Source organism: Streptomyces hygroscopicus subsp. hygroscopicus (assembly GCF_030269125.1).
Classification (GTDB): domain Bacteria; phylum Actinomycetota; class Actinomycetes; order Streptomycetales; family Streptomycetaceae; genus Streptomyces; species Streptomyces hygroscopicus_C.
In genome coordinates this window covers 661,626-680,185 of record NZ_BSSM01000002.1, presented here as the reverse complement: position 1 = coordinate 680,185, position 18,560 = coordinate 661,626, and the positions used below count along the sequence as shown (strand labels likewise).

Sequence of the window (18,560 nt, the reverse complement as noted above, 5' to 3'; positions counted from 1 at the left end):
GGCGCTGCACTTGGTACCCGTCGGCGGGCCCGGTCAGCAGCGGGTCACGGATCGGACGCAAAAAGTCACCGCACACCCCTCGTGGCGGCGATGTGTCTTACCCCACACTGTTTGGGGTGCCGAGTCCGGCGTACATCCTGGAGGTCGCCCTCGTGCAGACCCAGACCCTCACCCCTGCCCCCGGTGGTACCGGTGCCGTCACGGACGAGCCGGACGCGGAGCCGGACCTTCTCGTGGCCGTGCCACCACAGGGGCGTCCGTCACAGTACCCGGAGAGCGGCGGGCCCTCCGCCGACCTCTTCCGGCAGTACCTGCGCGAGATCGGCCGCATCCCGCTGCTCACGGCCGCCGAGGAGGTCGAACTCGCCCGCCGCGTCGAGGCCGGCCTGTTCGCGGAGGAGAAGCTGAGCGGCACCCCTGACCTGGACAGCCGGCTGGCGCACGATCTGGACCGGCTGGTGGTCATGGGACGGCTGGCCAAGCGGCGGCTCATCGAGGCCAACCTGCGGCTCGTCGTGTCGGTGGCCAAGCGGTACGTCGGGCGCGGACTGACCATGCTCGACCTCGTGCAGGAGGGCAACCTCGGGCTCATCCGGGCCGTGGAGAAGTTCGACTACGCGCGCGGCTACAAGTTCTCCACGTACGCCACCTGGTGGATCCGCCAGGCCATGTCCCGCGCCCTCGCCGACCAGGCCCGCACCATCCGCGTCCCGGTGCACGTCGTGGAGCTGATCAACCGGGTGGTGCGGGTGCAGCGCCGCATGCTCCAGGAGCGCGGGTACGAGCCGACGCCCGAGGAGGTCGCCGCCCATCTCGACCTCCCGCCCGAGCGCGTCGGCGAGGTGCTGCGGCTCGCCCAGGAACCCGTCTCGCTGCACGCCCCCGTCGGCGAGGAGGACGACGTGGCGCTCGGCGACCTCATCGAGGACGGCGACGCCGCCAGCCCCGTGGAGTCCGCCGCGTTCCTGCTGCTCAAGCAGCACCTGGAGGCCGTGCTGTCCACGCTGGGCGAGCGCGAGCGCAAGGTCGTACAGCTGCGCTACGGCCTCCTCGACGGCCGTCCGCGCACCCTGGAGGAGATCGGCCGCCTCTTCGGCGTCACCCGCGAACGGATACGCCAGATCGAGTCCAAGACCCTCAACAAGCTCAGGGACCACGCGTACGCGGACCAGCTCAGGGGCTACCTGGACTGAGGCGGACGAGGAAGAGGGGCCGCCCGGACAACCGGGAGCGGCCCCCTCCCCGCCTAGTCCACCTCGGCCACCGCCTGCGCGAACTGCGCCTTGTACAGGCGGGCGTACGCCCCGTCCGCCGCCAGCAGTTCGGCGTGCGCGCCCTGTTCGACGATGGAACCGTTCTCCATGACGAGGATCGTGTCCGCGTCCCGGATCGTCGACAACCGGTGCGCGATCACGAACGACGTCCGCCCGGCGGCGAGTTTGGCCATGCCCTTCTGGATCAGCACCTCGGTCCGCGTGTCCACGGAACTCGTCGCCTCGTCCAGAACCAGGATCACCGGGTCGGACAGGAACGCCCGCGCGATGGTGATGAGCTGCTTCTCACCGGCGCTCACCCCCGTGCCCTCGTCGTCGATCACGGTGTCGTACCCCTCGGGCAGCGTCCGGATGAACCGGTCGGCGTGCGCGGCCCGCGCGGCCTCCTCGATCTCGCCCCGGGTGACCTCCCGCGCGGCGCCGTACGCGATGTTCTCCGCGATGGTGCCGCCGAACAGCCAGGTGTCCTGGAGCACCATGCCGATCCCGGACCGCAGTTCGTCCCGGGTCATGCTGCGCACGTCCACCCCGTCCAGGGTGATCCGCCCGCCGGAGACGTCGTAGAACCGCATCAGCAGGTTGACCAGCGTGGTCTTGCCCGCGCCCGTGGGGCCGACGATGGCGACCGTGTGGCCGGGCTCCACCGTGAGCGAGAGGTCCTCGATCAGCGGCTTCTCCGGGTCGTACCGGAAGGACACGTGCTCCAGCTCCACCCGCCCGCGCAGCTCCGCCGGCCGCTCGCCCGGTACCGGGTCCGCCTCCTGCTCCTCCGCGTCCAGGAGTTCGAAGACCCGCTCGGCCGAGGCCACGCCGGACTGCACCAGGTTCGCCATCGAGGCCACCTGCGTCAGCGGCATGGAGAACTGCCGCGAGTACTGGATGAAGGCCTGCACGTCACCGATGGACAGCGCGCCGGACGCGACCCGCAGTCCGCCGACGACCGCCACCAGCACGTAGTTCAGGTTCGACACGAACATCATCAGCGGCTGCATCACACCGCTGTTGAACTGCGCCCTGAACGCGGCCTCGTACAGCGCATCGTTCTGCTCGGCGAACTGCTTCGCCGACTCCTCCTGCCGCCCGAACACCTTCACCAGCGTGTGCCCGGTGTACATCTCCTCCACATGGGCGTTGAGCTTGCCCGTGGTACGCCACTGCTGCACGAAGTGCGGCTGCGAGCGCTTGCCGACCCGCGTGGCGACCAGGAAGGACAGCGGCACGGTCACCAGCGCGACCAGCGCGAGGATCCAGGAGACCCAGAACATCATCGCCAGCACGCCGATGATGGTCAGCACCGAGTTGATCAGCTGGCCCATCGACTGCTGGAGCGTCTGCCCGATGTTGTCGATGTCGTTGGTCGCCCGCGAAAGCACCTCGCCGCGCTGGCGCTTGTCGAAGTACGACAGCGGCAGTCGGGACAGCTTCGTCTGCACGGACTCGCGCAGCCGGTACATCGTGCGGTTCACCGACCGGTTGACCAGCCGCGTCGCCACGGCCATCAGCAGCCCGGCCACCGTGAAGACGACGAGCGCGAGCAGCAGTACGTCGCCGACCGCGCCGAAGTCGATTCCCTTGCCCGGGGTGAAGTCGGTGCTCTGGAGCATGTCCGCGACGGCGCCCTTGCCGTGCGCCCGCATCTGCGCCAGCACCTGCTCCTTGGTGGCCCCGGCGGGCATCCGCCGGCCGATGATGCCGGAGAAGACCAGGTCGGTGGCGCGCCCGAGGATCTTCGGGCCGATCACGTTGAGGGCCACGCTGACGACCACGCACGCCAGCAGGCCGTAGACGGTGAACCGTTCGGGCCTGAACTGGGCGAGCAGCCGCTTGCCCGACCCCTTGAAGTCCATCGACCGCTGGTCCGGGCCGCCCCCGGCCATCATGCGTCCCATGGGCCCGGACATCAGGCGGCCTCCGCTTCCGTCAGCTGGGAGAGCACGATCTCCCGGTAGGTGTCGTTGCCCGCCATCAGCTCCTGGTGCCGGCCGGAGCCGACCACCCGGCCCTCGTCGAGGACGATGATCCGGTCGGCGTCCCGGATGGTCGCCACCCGCTGGGCGACGATGACGACCGTCGCCTCGGCGGTCTCCTCGGCCAGCGCGGCGCGCAGGGCCGCGTCGGTGGCGTAGTCGAGCGCGGAGAAGGAGTCGTCGAAGAGGTAGATCTCCGGGCGCTGCACGAGCGTGCGCGCGATGGCGAGCCGCTGGCGCTGGCCGCCCGACACATTGGTGCCGCCCTGGGCGATCGGCGCGTTCAGCCCGCCCTCCAGCCTGGTCACGAACTCCTTGGCCTGCGCCACCTCCAGCGCGTGCCACAACTCCTCGTCGGTGGCGTCCGGGTTGCCGTAGCGCAGGTTGGAGGCGACGGTGCCCGCGAAGAGGTACGGCTTCTGCGGCACGAGTCCGACCGTCCGTGCCAGCAGCGCCGGGTCGACCTCGCGGACGTCGACGCCGTTCACCAGGACCTCGCCCTCGGTGGCGTCGAACAGCCGCGGGACCAGCCCGAGCAGGGTCGACTTGCCGCTGCCGGTGGACCCGATCACGGCCGTGGTCTCGCCCGGCCGGGCCTCCAGCCGGACGGCGCGCAGCACCGGTTCCTCGGCACCCGGATAGCGGAAGCCGGCCTCGCGGATCTCCAGATGCCCGTGCCGGCGCAGCTCGGTGACCGGCGCGAGCGGCGGCAGCACGCTGGAGCCCGTGTCCAGGACCTCCTGGACACGCTCGGCGCACACCTCCGCGCGCGGCACCATCATGAACATGAAGGTGGCCATCATCACGGCCATCACGATCTGCATCAGATAGGCGAGGAACGCCGTCAGGTCGCCGATCTGCATCCCGCCGCTGTCGATGCGGTGCGCGCCGAACCACACCACCGCGATGGAGGACACGTTCACCACGGTCATCACCATCGGGAACATCAGCGACAGCAGCCGGCCGGTGGCCAGCTGCATCTCGGTCAGCTCGCCGTTGACCCGGGCGAAGCGGGTCTGCTCGTACTCGTCGCGGACGAAGGCGCGGATCACCCGGTTGCCGGTGATCTGCTCGCGCAGCACCCGGTTCACCTTGTCCAGGCGGGTCTGCATGGTGCGGAAGAGCGGGCGCAGCCGGCGCACGATCAGCGTCACGCAGACGGCCAGCACCGGAACGACCGCGACCAGCACCCCGGACAGCGGCACGTCCAGGCCGAGCGCGAGCACGATACCGCCGACGCACATGATGGGCGCCGACACCATCAGCGTGAACGTCATCAGGACCAGCATCTGGACCTGCTGGACGTCGTTCGTCGTACGCGTGATGAGCGAGGGCGCACCGAAGTGGCCCACCTCACGGGCGGAGAAGGACTGCACCCGGTCGAACACGGCGCCGCGCACGTCCCGGCCGAGCGCCGAGGCGGTGCGGGCGCCCAGGTAGACGGCGCCGATGTTGCACACGACCTGCACCAGCGAGATGCCGATCATCAGGGCGCCGAAGGACAGGATGTAGCCCGTGTCCCCCTTCACGACACCGTTGTCGATGATGTGGGCGTTCAGGGTGGGCAGGTACAGGGTGGCGCAGGTCTGCAGGAACTGCAGCAGGACCTGCACGGTTATGGGTTTCTTGTAGGGCCTGAGATAGGTCCGCAGAAGTCGTATGAGCACGCTACGTCTCTCGGAGTCGGCGACAGGGGCTGGTCGGTGTGCCCTTGGCCCCTATCGTCGGACACTCCACCCGCGTTACCTCAACCGATTAACCCAACAGCGGATTTTTGTACGGCCTATGAGTGCCGGGCAGCGCGGGTTGGTTTGAGGCGTTCTGTGCGGCGAAGTCGCCCGTGACTCAGTGGAACGCCCCCGGGTGGGTCTGCTCCCGCACCGCCGAGAACTGCTGCCGTACCGCCTGCCCGACGGCCAGCTCCTCGCCCGGCTCCAGGACCCGCGCCGCCGCGCCCTGCCAGGCGGGCGGATCGCGCGGGTCCAGCGTGCCCTGCGAGACACCGAGCGCCCAGGCCGCCTGCCGGGCCGCGCCGATCGCGGTGTAGTCCGCGGGCTGCGGCACGACGACCTGCGCGCCGAACAGCGACGGTGCCGCGGCCTGCACCGCGGTCAGCTCGGCGGCGGCGCCGAGCAGGAAGACCCGCCGCACCTCCACGCCCCGCGCGCGCAGCACGTCCAGCGCGTCGGCGAGCCCGCACAGCATGCCCTCGAACGCGGCCCGCGCCAGGTGCTCCGGCTTCATCGACTCGCGCCGCAGCCCGGTGAGGGTGCCCGCGGTGTGCGGCAGGTTCGGCGTGCGCTCGCCCTCCAGATAGGGGAGGAGGACGAGGCCGTGGGCGCCCGGCGTCGACTTCGCCGCCAGCTCGGAGAGGCTGTCCAGGTCGGGCAGGCCGAGGAGTTCGGCGGTGCCGCGCAGGGTGCGGACGGCGTTGAGGGTGGTGACGACCGGCAGGTGCATGCCGGTGGCGTCGGCGAGCGAGGTGATCATCCCGGACTGGTCGGCCAGTGCCTGGGGGTGGACGGCCATCACCGAGCCGGAGGCGCCGAGGGAGACCACCGCGTCCCCGAGCCCGATGCCGAGCCCGAACGCGGCCGCCATGGTCTCCCCGGTCCCGGCCGAGATCAGCAGCCCCTCCGGGGTCGTGCCGGCCGCCTCGGAGGGGCCGATCACCTCCGGCAGCATCGCCTGGTGGCCGAGCGCCAGCTCGACCAGGTCGGAGCGGTAGACGCCGGTGGCCGCGGACCAGTACCCGGTGCCGGAGGCCCCGCCGCGGTCGGTGGTGCGGCGCGCCGGGCGCCCGAGCAGCTGCCACACCAGCCAGTCGTGGGCCTGGAGCAGGGCGGCGGTGCGCTGGGCGTTCTCGGGTTCGTTCTTGGCGAGCCAGCGCAGCTTGGTCACCGGCTGAGCGGCCCCCGGCACGCAGCCGACGGCCTGCGCCCAGGCCTCCCGGGAGCCGAGCGCGTCCACGAGATCGGCCGCGGCGACCTGCGCGCGCCGGTCGCCGCCGGTGAGGGCCGGGCGCACGGTGTTGCCCTGGGCGTCCAGGGGGATCAGCGCGTGCTGCTGGGCGGAGACACCGATGGCCTGCACGCCCTCCAGCAGGCCCCCGCCGGCGGCCTCCCCGAGGGAGAGGAGCCACGCCTGCGGGTCGACGTCGCCGGCCCGCGCGTTGCCTTCCAGGGGATCGACCGGATGGGGCGCGTACCCCTGCCTGAGTACGGCACCGGTGTCCGTGTCGCAGACCACGATGCGGGTGAAATCAGGTGAGCTGTCCAAACCGGCGACTATCCCCATGCGGAGAATCTTGCCGTATGTACGGGGCGCTACGTGTTGCTGGTGCCCCAGTCGTCGCCCGCCGAGCCACCCGACGCCCGGTCCCGCAGCGAGCGCACCCGCTGGGCCACGGACGAGGGCACGTGGTCGCCCACCTTGTCCGTGACCGTGTGGACGGCCTTGCCGGCGTACGCGCGGCCCTGCTGTGCGGCGGTCTCGGCGGTGTTGCGGACGGCCGGGTTCTGGGCGAACCGGCGAGCGGACTTCTTCAGCTGCTCGTAGCGCTCGCGTCCGGCCCGTGTGCCGAGTACGTAACCGAGGGCCAGTCCGGCGATGAACGTGAGCCGGTAGCGCATGGCTGCCACCCTTCCCGTGCGTAGTTCCGTGGTGCGGCGCAGGTCCCGGAGGGAACCGATTGGCGGAGCACCCCCCTGCTTGCGCTAATGTATGTGTCGCAGCGAGCGACCGCCCCCCGGCGAATACCCAGGGAGGTGCGTTCGATGCAATCGAGGCGATCCTCCGTAGCTCAATTGGCAGAGCAGCCGGCTGTTAACCGGCAGGTTACTGGTTCGAGTCCAGTCGGGGGAGCTTCGGTCCTCCGTAGCTCAATTGGCAGAGCAGCCGGCTGTTAACCGGCAGGTTACTGGTTCGAGTCCAGTCGGGGGAGCACGCTGAACGAGGACCCCTCAGGGGTCCTTTTTCATGTCCGCGGGAACCGCCGCGCCCGCGCCGATGTCCTCAAGGTCATGAGCAGCGCGGAAGCCGACCATCCGAAGCAGGAGATCGTATGAGCGGCTATGCTGCGGCAGACGGCGCGCACACGTGTACGCGACACGCCGCTATGGGGCGGTAGCTCAGCCGGTTAGAGCAGCGGACTCATAATCCGTCGGCCGTGGGTTCGAGTCCCACCCGCCCCACCAGGCGCTACAGGTGCAGAAGCGTTTCTACCTGTGGACCCCGTCGCAACGAGGCCGCCATGCCGAGCATGGCGGCCTCCGTGCACCCGGTCGGCGCAGCGCCCTTCCCGCATGGCCGAAACGGCGCTGTCGACGTGCTCCGGCCCCGCCTCCCGAAGGCCGGTACCGGGTCCGGCCGTTGGCCCGCGAAGGCCATGGCGTGGATCCGCAGCGGCCCCGGGGCTTGAAGCCTCCCTCCCGTGGGCACGGACCTCCTACCGATGTCGGCAGGAGGAGGCGTCATGGACCGTCGGATTCGGGTGCGGGTCAGCCGGCGGCCGGTCGCGCCGCGGGAGCAGGAGATCGATCGCAGGACGCCGTCGGGGCGCGTGCTGCCCTACTGAAGCGCGCCGCGCCTCAGGGAAGGTGCCGGGCGGCGGCGGTGCGCAAGGCGCTGCGCAGGGGTTCCGGCGGGGGCGGGCCGTCCGGGGCCGCGCTCGCGATGATGGCGGCGGCGATGCGGTGGAGCTTGGTGTTGGAGTGCTGGGAGGCGTCGCGCAGGATCTCCCACGCCTGGTCCGGGGTGCAGCCGTGGGCGGCCATCAGGACGCCGCGGGCCTGGTCGATCACGGGGCGGGAGTCCAGCGCCTGCCGCAGCTGGGCTATCTCCAGGCGCAGGACGTCCAGTTGTTCGGCGCGCTCCCGGGCGACCGCGGAGGTGGCGCGGACCGGGGGTTCGGCCGGGCCCCCCGCGGCGGCCTCGCCGGTGCGCAGCGGATCGGTGAGGTCCAGGCCCATCAGTTCCAGGACCCGGCGCGGCTGGCCCCGCCAGCCGGATGCGGTGACCCGTGCGCCGCGGCGGCGGCCGTACTCGGTCAGCAGGTCCAGACAGGCGAGCCCGGTCGTGTCCAGGAAGGACACCCCGGCCATGTCCAGCTCCACCGCGGTGATGTCCGGCGGCAGGGCGGCCAGTGCGTCGCCGAGGGTGTCCGTGCCGCCGTGCACCAGCTCGCCGCGGGCGGCGAGGAGGGCGCGCCGGCCCTCCGTACGGGCGTCGATCGCCAGGGCGTCCAGTCGTACGGTGTGGGCTGCGAGTCCCGCTGAGGTCATGTCTCCCCTCCTGCTCGGTCCATGGGCACCACGCGGGTCGCCTGCCCTGCGTGCCGACGCCTACACCCCGCGTGTCCCCGAGGGCGGCATAACCCGCCGCGGAATCCCGGCCGCATTGTTTTCGCCGGCGGGGGCAGGCGCGGGCGTGGCCCAGGCTGCCGGGAAGCGAGGTGTCTCATGAGCGGCGAGCCCTTCGCGCACCCCGCGCTCTTCTACGGCGACACCCGCGCCTACCTCGCCGGCACCGTGCCCTTCGTCCGCGCCGCGCTGGCCGCCGGTGAGCCGGTCGCCGTCGTCGTGCCCGGGGAGAAGCTGGAGCTGATCCGGGACGCCTTGGGCGCCGACGGCGACGGGGTGCGGTTCCTCGACATGCGGGAGGCCGGGCGCAACCCCGGCCGGATCATCCCCGGTGTGCTGCGCGCCTTCGCCGACGCCCAGCCGCCCGGACGGCGCACCCGGATCATCGGCGAGCCGGTCTGGGCGGGGCGCGGCCCGGCCGAGTACCCCGCCTGCGTGCAGCACGAGGCACTGATCAACGCCGCGTTCCGGGGGCGGGGGATCACCATCCTGTGCCCGTACGACACCGCCGCGCTGGACCCGCGGGCGCTGGCCGACGCGTGGGCCACCCATCCCGTCGTCATCGAGGGCGCCGAGGAGCGGCTCAGCGCCGCCTACGACCCGGAGGGCGTCGTCGTCCGCTGCAACGTGCCGCTGCCGCCCGCGCCGGCGGACGGTCCCGGGGTGCTCCGCGTCGCGTTCGACGCGGACCGGCTGTCCGCGGTGCGGCACTTGGCCACCCGGCACGGCGGCGGGCTGGGGCTCGCCGGTGAGGCGCTGGAGAACCTGACCCTCGTCGCCGCCGAGCTGACCACCAACAGCGTGGTGCACGGCGGTGGTCGGGGCACGCTCACCGTGTGGGCGCAGGACGGCCAGGTGCTGTGCGAGGTGCGCGACGGGGGCCGGCTGACCGATCCGCTGGCCGGGCGCCGGCCCGCGGCCCGCGACCAACGCGGCGGCCGCGGGCTGCTGTTGGTCAACCTGGTGGCGGACCTGGTGCGGACGCACACGAGCGCGGAGGGCACGACGATCCGCTGTCACCTCGGCGGACCGCGCTAGCTGTGTCGCCCCGAGAGGGTGGGGACGCGGCCGGCGGGTGGTTCGCCTGCGGGCGAAGCGTCCGGCGGCCCGGCGAGGGGGGGCCGGCCGTCCTCGACCACGCAGCGGGCCAGGCGCGGGCGTCCGGTCTCGGCCAGGGGCGCGTCACGGTGGGGCACGAGGGCCTCTCTGGTCGCTGGTGCGGATGTCGCAATCCACACCAGGCCAGAAGGCTCTCACCCGCAGCTCGCCGCGGCCCAGCTCCCGCCGGACGGCGTCTGTCCCGCGATCAGCCACACCGGGGCGACCCGCACCACGGTCGACGCGGCCCGCCGTGCCCGGCAGGCCGGGGCCACGGTCGTCACGCTGACCAGCTACGCCCGTTCACCGGTGAGCGAGGCCAGCCGCCATGTGCCCGTGGTCGGCGGCCAGGACCTCGTCTTCGGTCTGGAGACCTCCGCCGGCCGGATCGCCCGTCTCGCCGCGGTGGACGCCCTGACCCATCTCCTGATGAGCCTGCGCCCCGAGACCGCGCGGCGCCGTCTCGGCCTGTCCGCGGACATCACGGCCGACCACGCCTACTGAAACCCCCTCGGCCGCCGGGAGTTCAGGAGGCCAGCGGATCCAGGACCAGCGGCTCGATCCGGCCCTCCAGCATCTCGCCGAGACCCCGGGCCGCGCACAGGTCCGGGCGCTCGGCGATGAACACCGGCATCCCGGTGGCCTCGCGCACCATCTGGTCGAGTCCGGGCAGCAGCGCCGAGCCGCCGACCATGATGACCCCGCGGTCGACCAGATCGGCCACCAGATCCGGCGGGCACTCGCGCAGCACCTTGCCGATGCCGTCCAGGACCGCCGTCAGCGGGGTCTGGATCGCCTTGCGCACGGCCGCCGTGTCCATCCGCACGGTGCGCGGCAGCCCGGTGGCCACGTCCCGGCCGTTGATCTCGGCCCGGTCCGGACCCTGCGGGGTGAGTCCGGTGCCGGACAGGGCCAGTTGCAGCGGCCGTACCGACTGGCTCGGCAGCAGCAGCTGGTGCGTGTGCCGCAGGTACTGCACGATCGCGTGGTCCACGGCCTCCCCGCCCACCGGGATCCGCTCGGCCGTGACGATCGAGCCCAGCGACAGCACCGCGACCTGCGTGGCCGCCGCCCCGCACACCATGATCATCGTGGCCTCGGGCCGCTCCACCGGCAGCCCGCAGCCCACCGCCGCCGCGATCAGCGTGTCCACCAGCTCCACCCGGCGCGCGCCGAGCCCGAGCAGCGTCTCGATCGTCGCCCGCTGGGCCAGCGGATCGGCGTCGTGCGGGGTGCACGCGGCCGCGCGCAGCCGGGCCTTGCGCCGCAGCGCCCGGCGCAGTTTGTCGCCCATCAGGTGCCGCAGCATGCGCTGGGCCATGTCGATGTCCACGACCGTGCCGCCGGAGACGGGCCGTACGACCCTGATGTAGTCCGGCGTCCGGCCGGTCATCTGTTCCGCGAAGTCGCCCACCGCGATCAGCGAGCCGGAACGGACGTTCACGGCCGCGACCGAGGGCTGGTCCACGACGAGCCCCGCGCCCTTCACGTACACCCGGGTCCGGGCCGCGCCCAGGTCGACGGCGAAGTGACAGCGGCGCAACTGCTCCAGGCTGACGGACACGGCAGCTCCTTCCGGGCGCGGGGCGTTCCCTACTCTCCGCATCCTGCGCGCCGCGCCGGGCCGCCCGCTCTTTGTGGGGGGCCGGGCGGGGCGCCGCCGAACGGGGGTAATCGCGGGGCTCCCCGGAGTGTCGCCGGGTCAGGCGGCGCGGATCGCCTCCAGAAGGGGTTCGAGCGTGGGGACGACCGCCTCCCCGCCGGCCTCGCGCAGCAGCCGGCGCCCGGCGGCGGACGGGGCGAACCCGATGAAGGGCAGGCCGAGCCGCTGGGCCGCCGTCAGCTCGGCGACCGACGAACCGAGCAGCACGGCCCGGCGGGCCGGCACGTCGAGGTGGGCCAGGGCCCGGAGCAGACAGCCGGGGTTCGGCGTCAGCAGGCCCAGGTCCTCGCGGCGCGCGTGCACCCCCGCGAGCGGCAGCCTGTACGACTGCACACCCCACTGCACCGCCCGGGAACTCACGTCCGACACCACGCTCACCCGCCGCCCGGACGTGTGCAGCGCGCGCACCAGCGCGAGCGAGCGGTGCGTCATCGGCGCGTCGGGCACGGCGGCCAGTTCCAGCTCCTCCAGGCGCCGCTCCAGCAGTGGCCCGATATGGTCCCGGGCGAACGCGCGCAGCAGGTCCAGCGGATGCGGGAACACCGCCCGCCCCCCTGCCACCGGCAGCGGCTGCCCCGCCAACGCGCTCCGCGGATCGCGGTGTTCGGCCACGATGCCCAGCAGATCGAGCACGGCCGCGTGTGCGCCCCGCGCCGTGAACAACCGGGTGAGGGGCCCCTCGAAGCCGACCAGTACGCACTCGGCCCCGGTGAGCAGGGCCCCCGGCGGCGGGGTGGCGGTCCGTCCGGGCCCCGGCGCGCTCCGCGTCCCCAGCCGCACGGCGTACGACACGGTGAGTCCCGGCACCGGCCAGTCGCGCACCCCGTCGTTCACCGCGCGCTCGGCGGCACCCGCCCGGCGCGCCGGGTGCCGGGCGGTGATCCGGGCGGCCGTCTCGCGCAGGTGCTCCAGCAGCACGGCGGAGACGCTGACGACACCGGCCCGGACGAAGGCGACGGGGTCGGTCACCTGCCAGGTCAGCTCCGCCACGGCCGTGAACGCCGTCTTCCCGGAGCCGGGCAGGGACAGGGTGTGCCGGGCCTGCTGCACGGTGAGGTCGACCGTGTAGTACGTCTCGGGGCGGGGGGCGTAGGGGCGGATGGGGTCGAGCAGGGTGAGCGCCCCGCCGGGACGGGTGTGCACGACGGCCGAACGCCCCGGGGTGGGCACGCCCAGCTCGCCCAGGTCCTGGGCGATGAACGGGCCCTCCACCAGCTGGCGGCGGGGGCGCTCGGTGGTGAGCGGGCAGTGCCAGGCGGCAGCGGGCGCGTCCGGGGCGTCGTCGTAGTAGACCGGCTCGAAGGGCGGGGCGTCCCGCGCGGCGGAGCTGGCGGCGAACTCGTCGTAGAGCGCGGGCGGTACGAGGACGTCGACGCCGGTGGCGGGCTGCGGCAGCTGGACGAACGGCGTCCCGAACATCACCCGCAACGGCGTCGGCCCGGTCAGCCCGGCCGCGGTGAAGGGGAGTTCGCGCAGCACGGCGACGAGGACGGGCAGCAGGTAGGCGCCGGGATCGGTGCGCACCCGGTAACCGTCCGGGCGGGCCTCGACCCGGAACCGGTCGGAGGGCAGCGACCGGGAGAAGACCTCGTGCACGGCGGCTTCGAGCGTGATGCGGGTCTCCGGGCGGCCGGTGAGGTCGCCGGTGGTGAAGAGGACCTGGGGGCTGCCCTGAAGGGCGTCGACGATGTCCGAGAACGCCGCGACGGTCTCCGCGCGGCTCCCGTGGACGACCGGAGCGGCGTCCAGACAGGTCAGGACCGGCCCGTTCGGGGAGAGGACCACGGACCGGGTGTTCAGCTCGCCGCACGGACCCTCCCGCCCGCGCAGGGCGAGGACCGCCTCGCCGAGCTTCCGCGTCAGGGCGTCCGTCTCGGCGGGGGACAGCCGTTCCCGCAGGGCGGCCATGCGCTGGAAGAGCGTGGGGCCTTCGACGAACTCCCGGACCAGATAGGGGGTCTCGCCGTCGAACCCGTGATCGAGGACCCGTGCGATACCCGGCTCGTCCACCTCCATGAGGTCCTGGCAGAGCCGGGCGAAGGGGCCGAGCAGCTCGTCCGGCGCGTACCGGCACACGACGACCGGCGCACCCCCGTCCCGCAGGTCCTCCGCGACCCACCCCCGGTGCCCCGTGTGCGACCTCCGCACCAGCCGGTACCGCCCCGCGACCAGCCGCCCGCCGCCCGCCGGCGCCAGCCTGCGCACGCTCTCCGCGCGGAGCATGGCGACCGGCTCGTGCTCCACGGGCGTCGGCAGGCCCTGCTCGGAGGGCACCGCGGCCCGGAATCCGCCCGGCGCCCGCCCCGCCAGCTCGTCGATGAACTCGCCCATCCGGCCGAGGAGTTCCACGGTGCGATTGCGCTCGGTGCGCGGCAGGCCGAGCAGCAGCAGTTCCCGTACGCCCTCCCGGAACGCGTACGACCCGGCCGGCGCCCCCGGCAGCGCGGTGAGCATGCCGCTGAGCACGACCTCCGCCAGGTGCTGCGGCCGCGGGTCCGGTTCCACCGCCGCCTGCACCAGCCGCATCACCGGCAGGTCGGGCCGTCCGACCGCGAGATGCCCGGCCAGCCGGAACGCCTCCGGGGACGCGGTCGCCCGGAACCGCAGCACCAGCTCCTCGGCGGACAGCCCCCCGATGTCCGTACGGTCCTCCGCGTCGGCCGGCAACGGCCGCCCCAACCGGGCCGCGGCCGCCGGGAACCGGGTGCCGCCCGCCGTGCTGATCAGACCGGCCCAGTTCGCCAGCCACCGCGGCTCCGGCTCCAGCACCGGGAGGGTGACGGCGGCCACCGGGTCGTCGGACTCGGGCCGTTCGTACGGCGTGAAGGTGAGCGCGGCGGACGGCGCCACCGGGTGCGGCGCCGACAGCCGGCCGGGCGTGGCGGGCAGCGCCGACTCCCGCCACAGATGCTCGGGCAGCGGCTGCACGACGGCCAGCGGCATCCGGCGCGCCCAGCGGTGCAGGGTGGCGTACCAGAGGGCGCCGGCGGGGCCCTCGCGCCACTGCGGGCCCATGCAGTCGCTGATCAGGAGGGTGACGGTACGGCCGTCCGCGGGGAGCCGCCCGTCGGGGCCGCGCACCGTGCCGTCGGCGTCGGCGCGGTACAGGGTGACCGTGCGGAACGCGCCCGACTGGGCCAGCGCCGTGTGCAGTTCGCGGACCAGGGGGCGCCAGACCGGCATCGTGGGACCGGCGTCGTGGACCAGGTTCAGGCTCAGCCAGCGCTCCCGGGCGGGCCGCAGCACCGGGAGCCACCCGTCGGGCCGCGCGCCCAGGCGGGCGATGCGGTCGGCGGTGGCCCGCTCGTCCAGCTCCCGGCCGACGGGCGCGTCCACCCGGCGTCGCAGGGGACGCAGCGCCCGCTGGAGGGCGAGCGGGTGGCGCAGCATCGGGGGCGCGGGGGCCAGCAGGGTGGTGTGCGGCGGGCGGTCCGCGGAAGGCGCGGGGGAGGGGAGGCGCAGCGGGATCCGGGAGGGGGGTTCGGGGACGGCCGGCGGGGCGGGGAGCGGCTGGTGCCGCTCCTGCCGCGGGGGCCGGGGCGGGGGCTCGTCGGTGGGCAGGGAGGGCGATGGTCGCGGTGCGGCGGTCCCACGGTTCTCGGCGGGAGGGGGCGGAGTGCCGCGCCCGGTGTTCTCGGCCCCCATGTGCCCGGCCAGCCACAGCAGTTCGGCCAGTTCGCGCGGGGTCGGCGGCACGCCCCGGCCCGCCTCGGCCAGCACGGCGGCGAGGCGGCCCAGGGCGTCCGCGGACTCCGGGGAGCCGGGGGTGTCAGAAGACATCGGTCTGCGTGCTCTGTCCCAGGTGCGGCATCAGCCGCTCGGCCAGCTGGTCCAGGGTCTCGGTGCCCAGGTCGCTGGTACGGGCGAGGTAGATCGCGTTGAGGAGCTGGTCGGTGGCCAGGTCGCCCGCGCTGGTGCGCTCCAGGAAGCGGCCGATCAGTTCCTGGGCGTAGGCGTCGGGCTCGCCCAGATGGGCGCGGACGATGTCGGCGAGGTGCCGGTCGTCCGGCCGGCGCAGATGCAGCGTGACGCAGCGGCGCAGGAAGGCGGGCGGGAACTCGCGCTCGCCGTTGCTGGTGAGCACGACGAACGGGAAGGCCCGGCACCGGACGTGGCCGCGCACCACCGGGACCCGCTCGTCGGTGCCGTCGGCCAGGACCCGGGCGGTGCCGTCCGGGGTGAGCCGGGCGGCGCGCACCAGCTCGGGGATCTGGTACTGGCCCTCCTCCAGCACGTTCAGCAGGTCGTTGGGCAGGTCGAGGTCGCTCTTGTCGATCTCGTCGATGAGCAGCGCGCGGGGGCGGCCGTAGGGCAGCAGGGCGGTGCCGAGGGGCCCGAGGCGCAGATGGTGCTCGATGCCGCTCTCGTCGGACGCCTCCCCCGGCGGTTCCGGGCGGTCGTGGTGCGCGGCCCGCTGCCGTGCCGCGTACAGGCGGGACAGGGGGTCGTACTGGTAGAGCCCGTCGTGCAGGGTGCTGCGGCTGGTGATGTTCCAGCGCAGCACCGGACCGAGCCGCAGCTCGCGCGCGACGGCGTACACCAGGGAGGACTTGCCGGTGCCGGGCGGCCCGGTGACCAGCAGCGGGCGGCGCAGGTACAGGGCCGCGTTGACCAGTTGCACCGTCTCCTCGGTGGCCCGGTACGTCTCGGCGCGGTGCACCCGGTCCGGGGAGACGGCCGAGTGGTCGGCGGACGCGTCCGGCGGGTCCAGCACCGGGCCGCCGTCGAAGGCGCGCCAGGGCGGCGGCGGGGGCAGCTGCGCGATGCCGTCGTGGGGCGCGCTCGTACCGGTGTAGACGGGCCACAGGGGCATGGCTTCTTCTTCTCCGTGGTCGGGGTGCGGGCGGTCAGTCGACGGGGGAGTGCAGGCTGGCGACGGGCTCGGGGAAGCAGCGGGGATCGTCCCAGAGCAGTTGCAGGTCCCGCGCCCAGTGCCGGTCGGGCTCGTCGGCGGCGTCCGCGGTCATCCGTAACGACCGGATGTGGCGGGGCAGTTCGGCTGGCGGGACCTCGGCGACGGCGACGGCGAGCTGGTCCAGGAAGGCGGCGCCGGGGCAGCGGGACCCGGTACGGGGCAAGGCGGCGGTGCCGGTCGCGGTGGCGGCCGCCTCCCGGTGTCCGCTCCAGGCCCGGCGCGGGTCCTCGCACGGCTCGGCGCACGCCTGCTCCCCGTGCACCCCGGCCGGGCAGCCCGTGCGGGACCACAGCAGGACCGGGACCGGGACGTTGAGGCCGATCTCGAAGTACTCCCGGGCCGCCGTCGGCGGGACCGCGAACCCGGCGAGCCCCGCGTCGCCGTCCCACAGCCGCTTGCGCAGGCGCGGCGGCCGCTCCTGGCTGCCGCACTCCACGCGGTGCACCTCCACCGGGCGCCCGCCGTCCAGCTTCTGCCACTTCTTGCGCAGCTGGTGCCGCAACCGGTTGCTGCGGTGCCGCGCGCGGTCGGTCACCACGAGGGGGTAGGCGCAGCCCAGTGGCGTGCTGTCGTCCGCGCCGCACTCCCAGTGCGCCACCGCCTCGTTGAGCCACTCGCGCGGCAGCACGAAGGTCACCAGTTCCTCGGCGTCCGGGTCGAGATGGGCGACGGCCTCGTCGATGCGGTGCTGGACGTACGACCGTACGCCGGTGCGCGGCAGCCGGCGCGTGCCCACCGGGCGGCGCTGTCCGTCGCGGTACGCCGACACCTCCACGGTCACCTGGTCGGGCCCGGCGCCGCTGTGGTCGATCTCGACGACGACCGGCGCCCAGGGCGGGGACGCCTTCGCCGCTTTCCCGTCCTCCGCGGCCGACGGGGCCACCGGGCCCCCGTCCACCAGTTCCCGCAGCCGCCCGGCCAACCGCTCCACCGCCGCAGGATCGGGCACCTCCCACTGCACGTACGCGGCCGCCGCCCCCAGCGTGGGGAACCCGCCCGCGGGCAGCGGCGGCCCGAACGCGCCCACCGCGTCCACGTACAGCCGGTTGGGATCGCACTCCCGGCCGCCCGGGAGACACCGCAGCAGCTCGTACAACTCCCGCCGGGCGTCGGCCCGATGGCCCGGCGTGGGCACCAGCTCGCCCAACTCGGGCCAGTACCGGGCCAGTACGTCCAGCGGCAGCATCCGGCCCTTGCGCACGTCCGGCGCGTCCGAGGCCGAGGTGACCATGCCGACCACCCGGCCGTCCGGCAGGGTCGCCGCCGCCCCGCTGAACCCGGCCGCGATCGGCTGCCCGTGCCCCTGCCAGGCCACCAGTTCCAGCCACTCGCCCGCGATCAACTGGCCCGACACGGCCCGGTATTCGGCGAGCGTGCCCTCGTCGTAGCCCTCGGGGAAGCCGTATGCGACCAGCCGGGGGTACGGCTCGGTGTACGCGGCGCCCGGCGGTGCGAAGCGGGCCGGGGCGAGCGGGACCTCCCGGTCGAGTTCCAGCACGGCCACGTCGCCGGGGTCGGTGAGGCCGCCCGCCCAGCCGCCGTGCGCGACGACCGACGCGGACACCTCGCCCAGTTCCCCGGCGTGCGGGAAGACGACGGACACCGCCTTCTGGTCGCTGAAACGGACGACATGGGCACAGGTGAGCACCCGGCGGGCGGTGACCAGGAATCCCGCGCCCACCTCGTGGCCGCAGTGGATCCGGGCATGCCAGGCGGCACTGTTCATGGGCGCTCGGCGGACTCCGGGCCGACGGCGGTCTGAGCGGGCACGCCGGACACGGCGGGCGAAGTCCCGGGCGCCCAGCTGAGCTTGACGACCAGCTGACCCTCCGCGGACCCCTTGGCGATGATCGCACCGGCCTCCGCGGACATCTTCACCCCGAACTCGATCTCCACCGAGTCGGGCCGCAGGCTGCCGTCCCGGAAGACCCGCAGCGCGGCCTCGGCCGCCGCCCGCACGCCGTCCAGCGCGCCCTCGAAGGTGCGCGCCGCCTGCACCACCCCGTCGCCCCGCGAGACCAGCCGGGTGCCGGTCCGGGCGCCCGCGGCCCCCTCGACCACCACGCGGGCGCCGTCCTCGGTCTCGAACTCCACCAACTGGTCCATGCCGCCGCTCGCTCCCCCTCGTCCGCGGACCTGTGCGCAACCCCCATGGTACGGACGCCGCTTCGCGCGGCCCACTCATTACGCCCCGGCGGGTCAACCGCCGGAACATGGCGGGAACCCGCCACCGTGACAACCCGCCACGCCCGGCCCCTGTGCGCTCCCACCGGTCGCACCACA

General features: G+C 73.8%; 13 protein-coding genes, 3 tRNA genes and 1 pseudogene. 6 read left to right on the top strand and 11 right to left on the bottom strand.

What is annotated here, in order from left to right; translation table 11 throughout:
* Positions 1-116 precede the first annotated feature (116 nt).
* Positions 117-1,193 carry an RNA polymerase sigma factor gene (locus tag QSK45_RS07540; protein ID WP_285554468.1) on the top strand — a complete coding sequence of 359 codons (1,077 nt, stop codon included), beginning with the start codon at positions 117-119 and terminating at the stop codon, positions 1,191-1,193.
* A gap of 53 nt (positions 1,194-1,246) precedes the next feature.
* Here QSK45_RS07540 and QSK45_RS07535 read toward each other — a convergent pair whose 3' ends face one another.
* The 4 genes from QSK45_RS07535 to QSK45_RS07520 form a co-directional block, all read right to left on the bottom strand.
* On the bottom strand, positions 1,247-3,175 hold the full coding sequence (locus QSK45_RS07535) for an ABC transporter ATP-binding protein (protein WP_285554466.1): 1,929 nt from the start codon (positions 3,173-3,175) through the stop codon (positions 1,247-1,249).
* Positions 3,175-4,908: an ABC transporter ATP-binding protein gene (locus QSK45_RS07530; RefSeq protein ID WP_285554465.1), complete on the bottom strand. Its 1,734-nt coding sequence runs from the start codon at positions 4,906-4,908 to the stop codon at positions 3,175-3,177. Before QSK45_RS07530 ends, QSK45_RS07535 begins: the two co-directional genes overlap by 1 nt.
* 178 nt (positions 4,909-5,086) lie before the next feature.
* Entirely contained in the window at positions 5,087-6,538 is a 1,452-nt protein-coding gene (locus tag QSK45_RS07525; RefSeq protein WP_285554463.1) for an FGGY family carbohydrate kinase, read from the bottom strand.
* A 29-nt stretch (positions 6,539-6,567) separates the two neighbouring features.
* Positions 6,568-6,873, bottom strand: coding sequence for a YtxH domain-containing protein (locus QSK45_RS07520; RefSeq protein WP_285554461.1), 306 nt, complete (start codon positions 6,871-6,873; stop codon positions 6,568-6,570).
* A 159-nt stretch (positions 6,874-7,032) separates the two neighbouring features.
* On the opposite strand from QSK45_RS07520, the gene QSK45_RS07515 reads away from it, so the two are divergent.
* From QSK45_RS07515 to QSK45_RS07505, 3 genes are all read left to right on the top strand, one after another.
* Positions 7,033-7,105 (top strand) — tRNA-Asn (locus QSK45_RS07515).
* A 6-nt stretch (positions 7,106-7,111) separates the two neighbouring features.
* Positions 7,112-7,184 (top strand) — tRNA-Asn (locus tag QSK45_RS07510).
* A gap of 176 nt (positions 7,185-7,360) precedes the next feature.
* Positions 7,361-7,437, top strand: a tRNA-Ile gene (locus QSK45_RS07505).
* Positions 7,438-7,830: 393 nt separating this feature from the next.
* Here QSK45_RS07505 and QSK45_RS07500 read toward each other — a convergent pair.
* Positions 7,831-8,523 (bottom strand): ANTAR domain-containing response regulator, encoded by a 693-nt coding sequence (locus QSK45_RS07500; RefSeq protein WP_285554458.1) that lies wholly within the window; start codon positions 8,521-8,523, stop codon positions 7,831-7,833.
* Positions 8,524-8,700: 177 nt separating this feature from the next.
* Here QSK45_RS07500 and QSK45_RS07495 point away from each other — a divergent pair, with 177 nt between their 5' ends.
* Positions 8,701-9,639 (top strand): anti-sigma factor RsbA family regulatory protein, encoded by a 939-nt coding sequence (locus QSK45_RS07495; RefSeq protein WP_285554457.1) that lies wholly within the window; start codon positions 8,701-8,703, stop codon positions 9,637-9,639.
* Between the two features lie 53 nt (positions 9,640-9,692).
* Here the strand turns inward: QSK45_RS07495 and QSK45_RS07490 are convergent.
* Positions 9,693-9,797: pseudogene (locus QSK45_RS07490) on the bottom strand (IS481 family transposase); the annotation flags it as partial.
* 211 nt (positions 9,798-10,008) lie between these two features.
* Here QSK45_RS07490 and QSK45_RS07485 point away from each other — a divergent pair.
* A complete protein-coding gene (locus QSK45_RS07485; protein WP_285554455.1) occupies positions 10,009-10,203 on the top strand; it encodes a hypothetical protein in 195 nt (64 codons plus the stop codon).
* A gap of 22 nt (positions 10,204-10,225) precedes the next feature.
* On the opposite strand, the gene QSK45_RS07480 is transcribed toward QSK45_RS07485, so the two are convergent.
* The 5 genes from QSK45_RS07480 to QSK45_RS07460 all read right to left on the bottom strand — a co-directional run bounded on the left by QSK45_RS07480 (position 10,226) and on the right by QSK45_RS07460 (position 18,383).
* A complete protein-coding gene (locus QSK45_RS07480; RefSeq protein ID WP_285554454.1) occupies positions 10,226-11,263 on the bottom strand; it encodes a rod shape-determining protein in 1,038 nt (345 codons plus the stop codon).
* A 138-nt stretch (positions 11,264-11,401) separates the two neighbouring features.
* On the bottom strand, positions 11,402-15,142 hold the full coding sequence (locus QSK45_RS07475) for an SAV_2336 N-terminal domain-related protein (protein WP_285554452.1): 3,741 nt from the start codon (positions 15,140-15,142) through the stop codon (positions 11,402-11,404).
* Positions 15,132-16,175, bottom strand: coding sequence for an AAA family ATPase (locus QSK45_RS07470; RefSeq protein ID WP_285554450.1), 1,044 nt, complete (start codon positions 16,173-16,175; stop codon positions 15,132-15,134). Before QSK45_RS07470 ends, QSK45_RS07475 begins: the two co-directional genes overlap by 11 nt.
* Positions 16,176-16,209: 34 nt before the next feature.
* Positions 16,210-18,003 (bottom strand): VMAP-C domain-containing protein, encoded by a 1,794-nt coding sequence (locus QSK45_RS07465; protein ID WP_285554449.1) that lies wholly within the window; start codon positions 18,001-18,003, stop codon positions 16,210-16,212.
* Positions 18,000-18,383 (bottom strand): CU044_2847 family protein, encoded by a 384-nt coding sequence (locus QSK45_RS07460; protein WP_285554447.1) that lies wholly within the window; start codon positions 18,381-18,383, stop codon positions 18,000-18,002. Before QSK45_RS07460 ends, QSK45_RS07465 begins: the two co-directional genes overlap by 4 nt.
* Positions 18,384-18,560 lie beyond the last annotated feature (177 nt).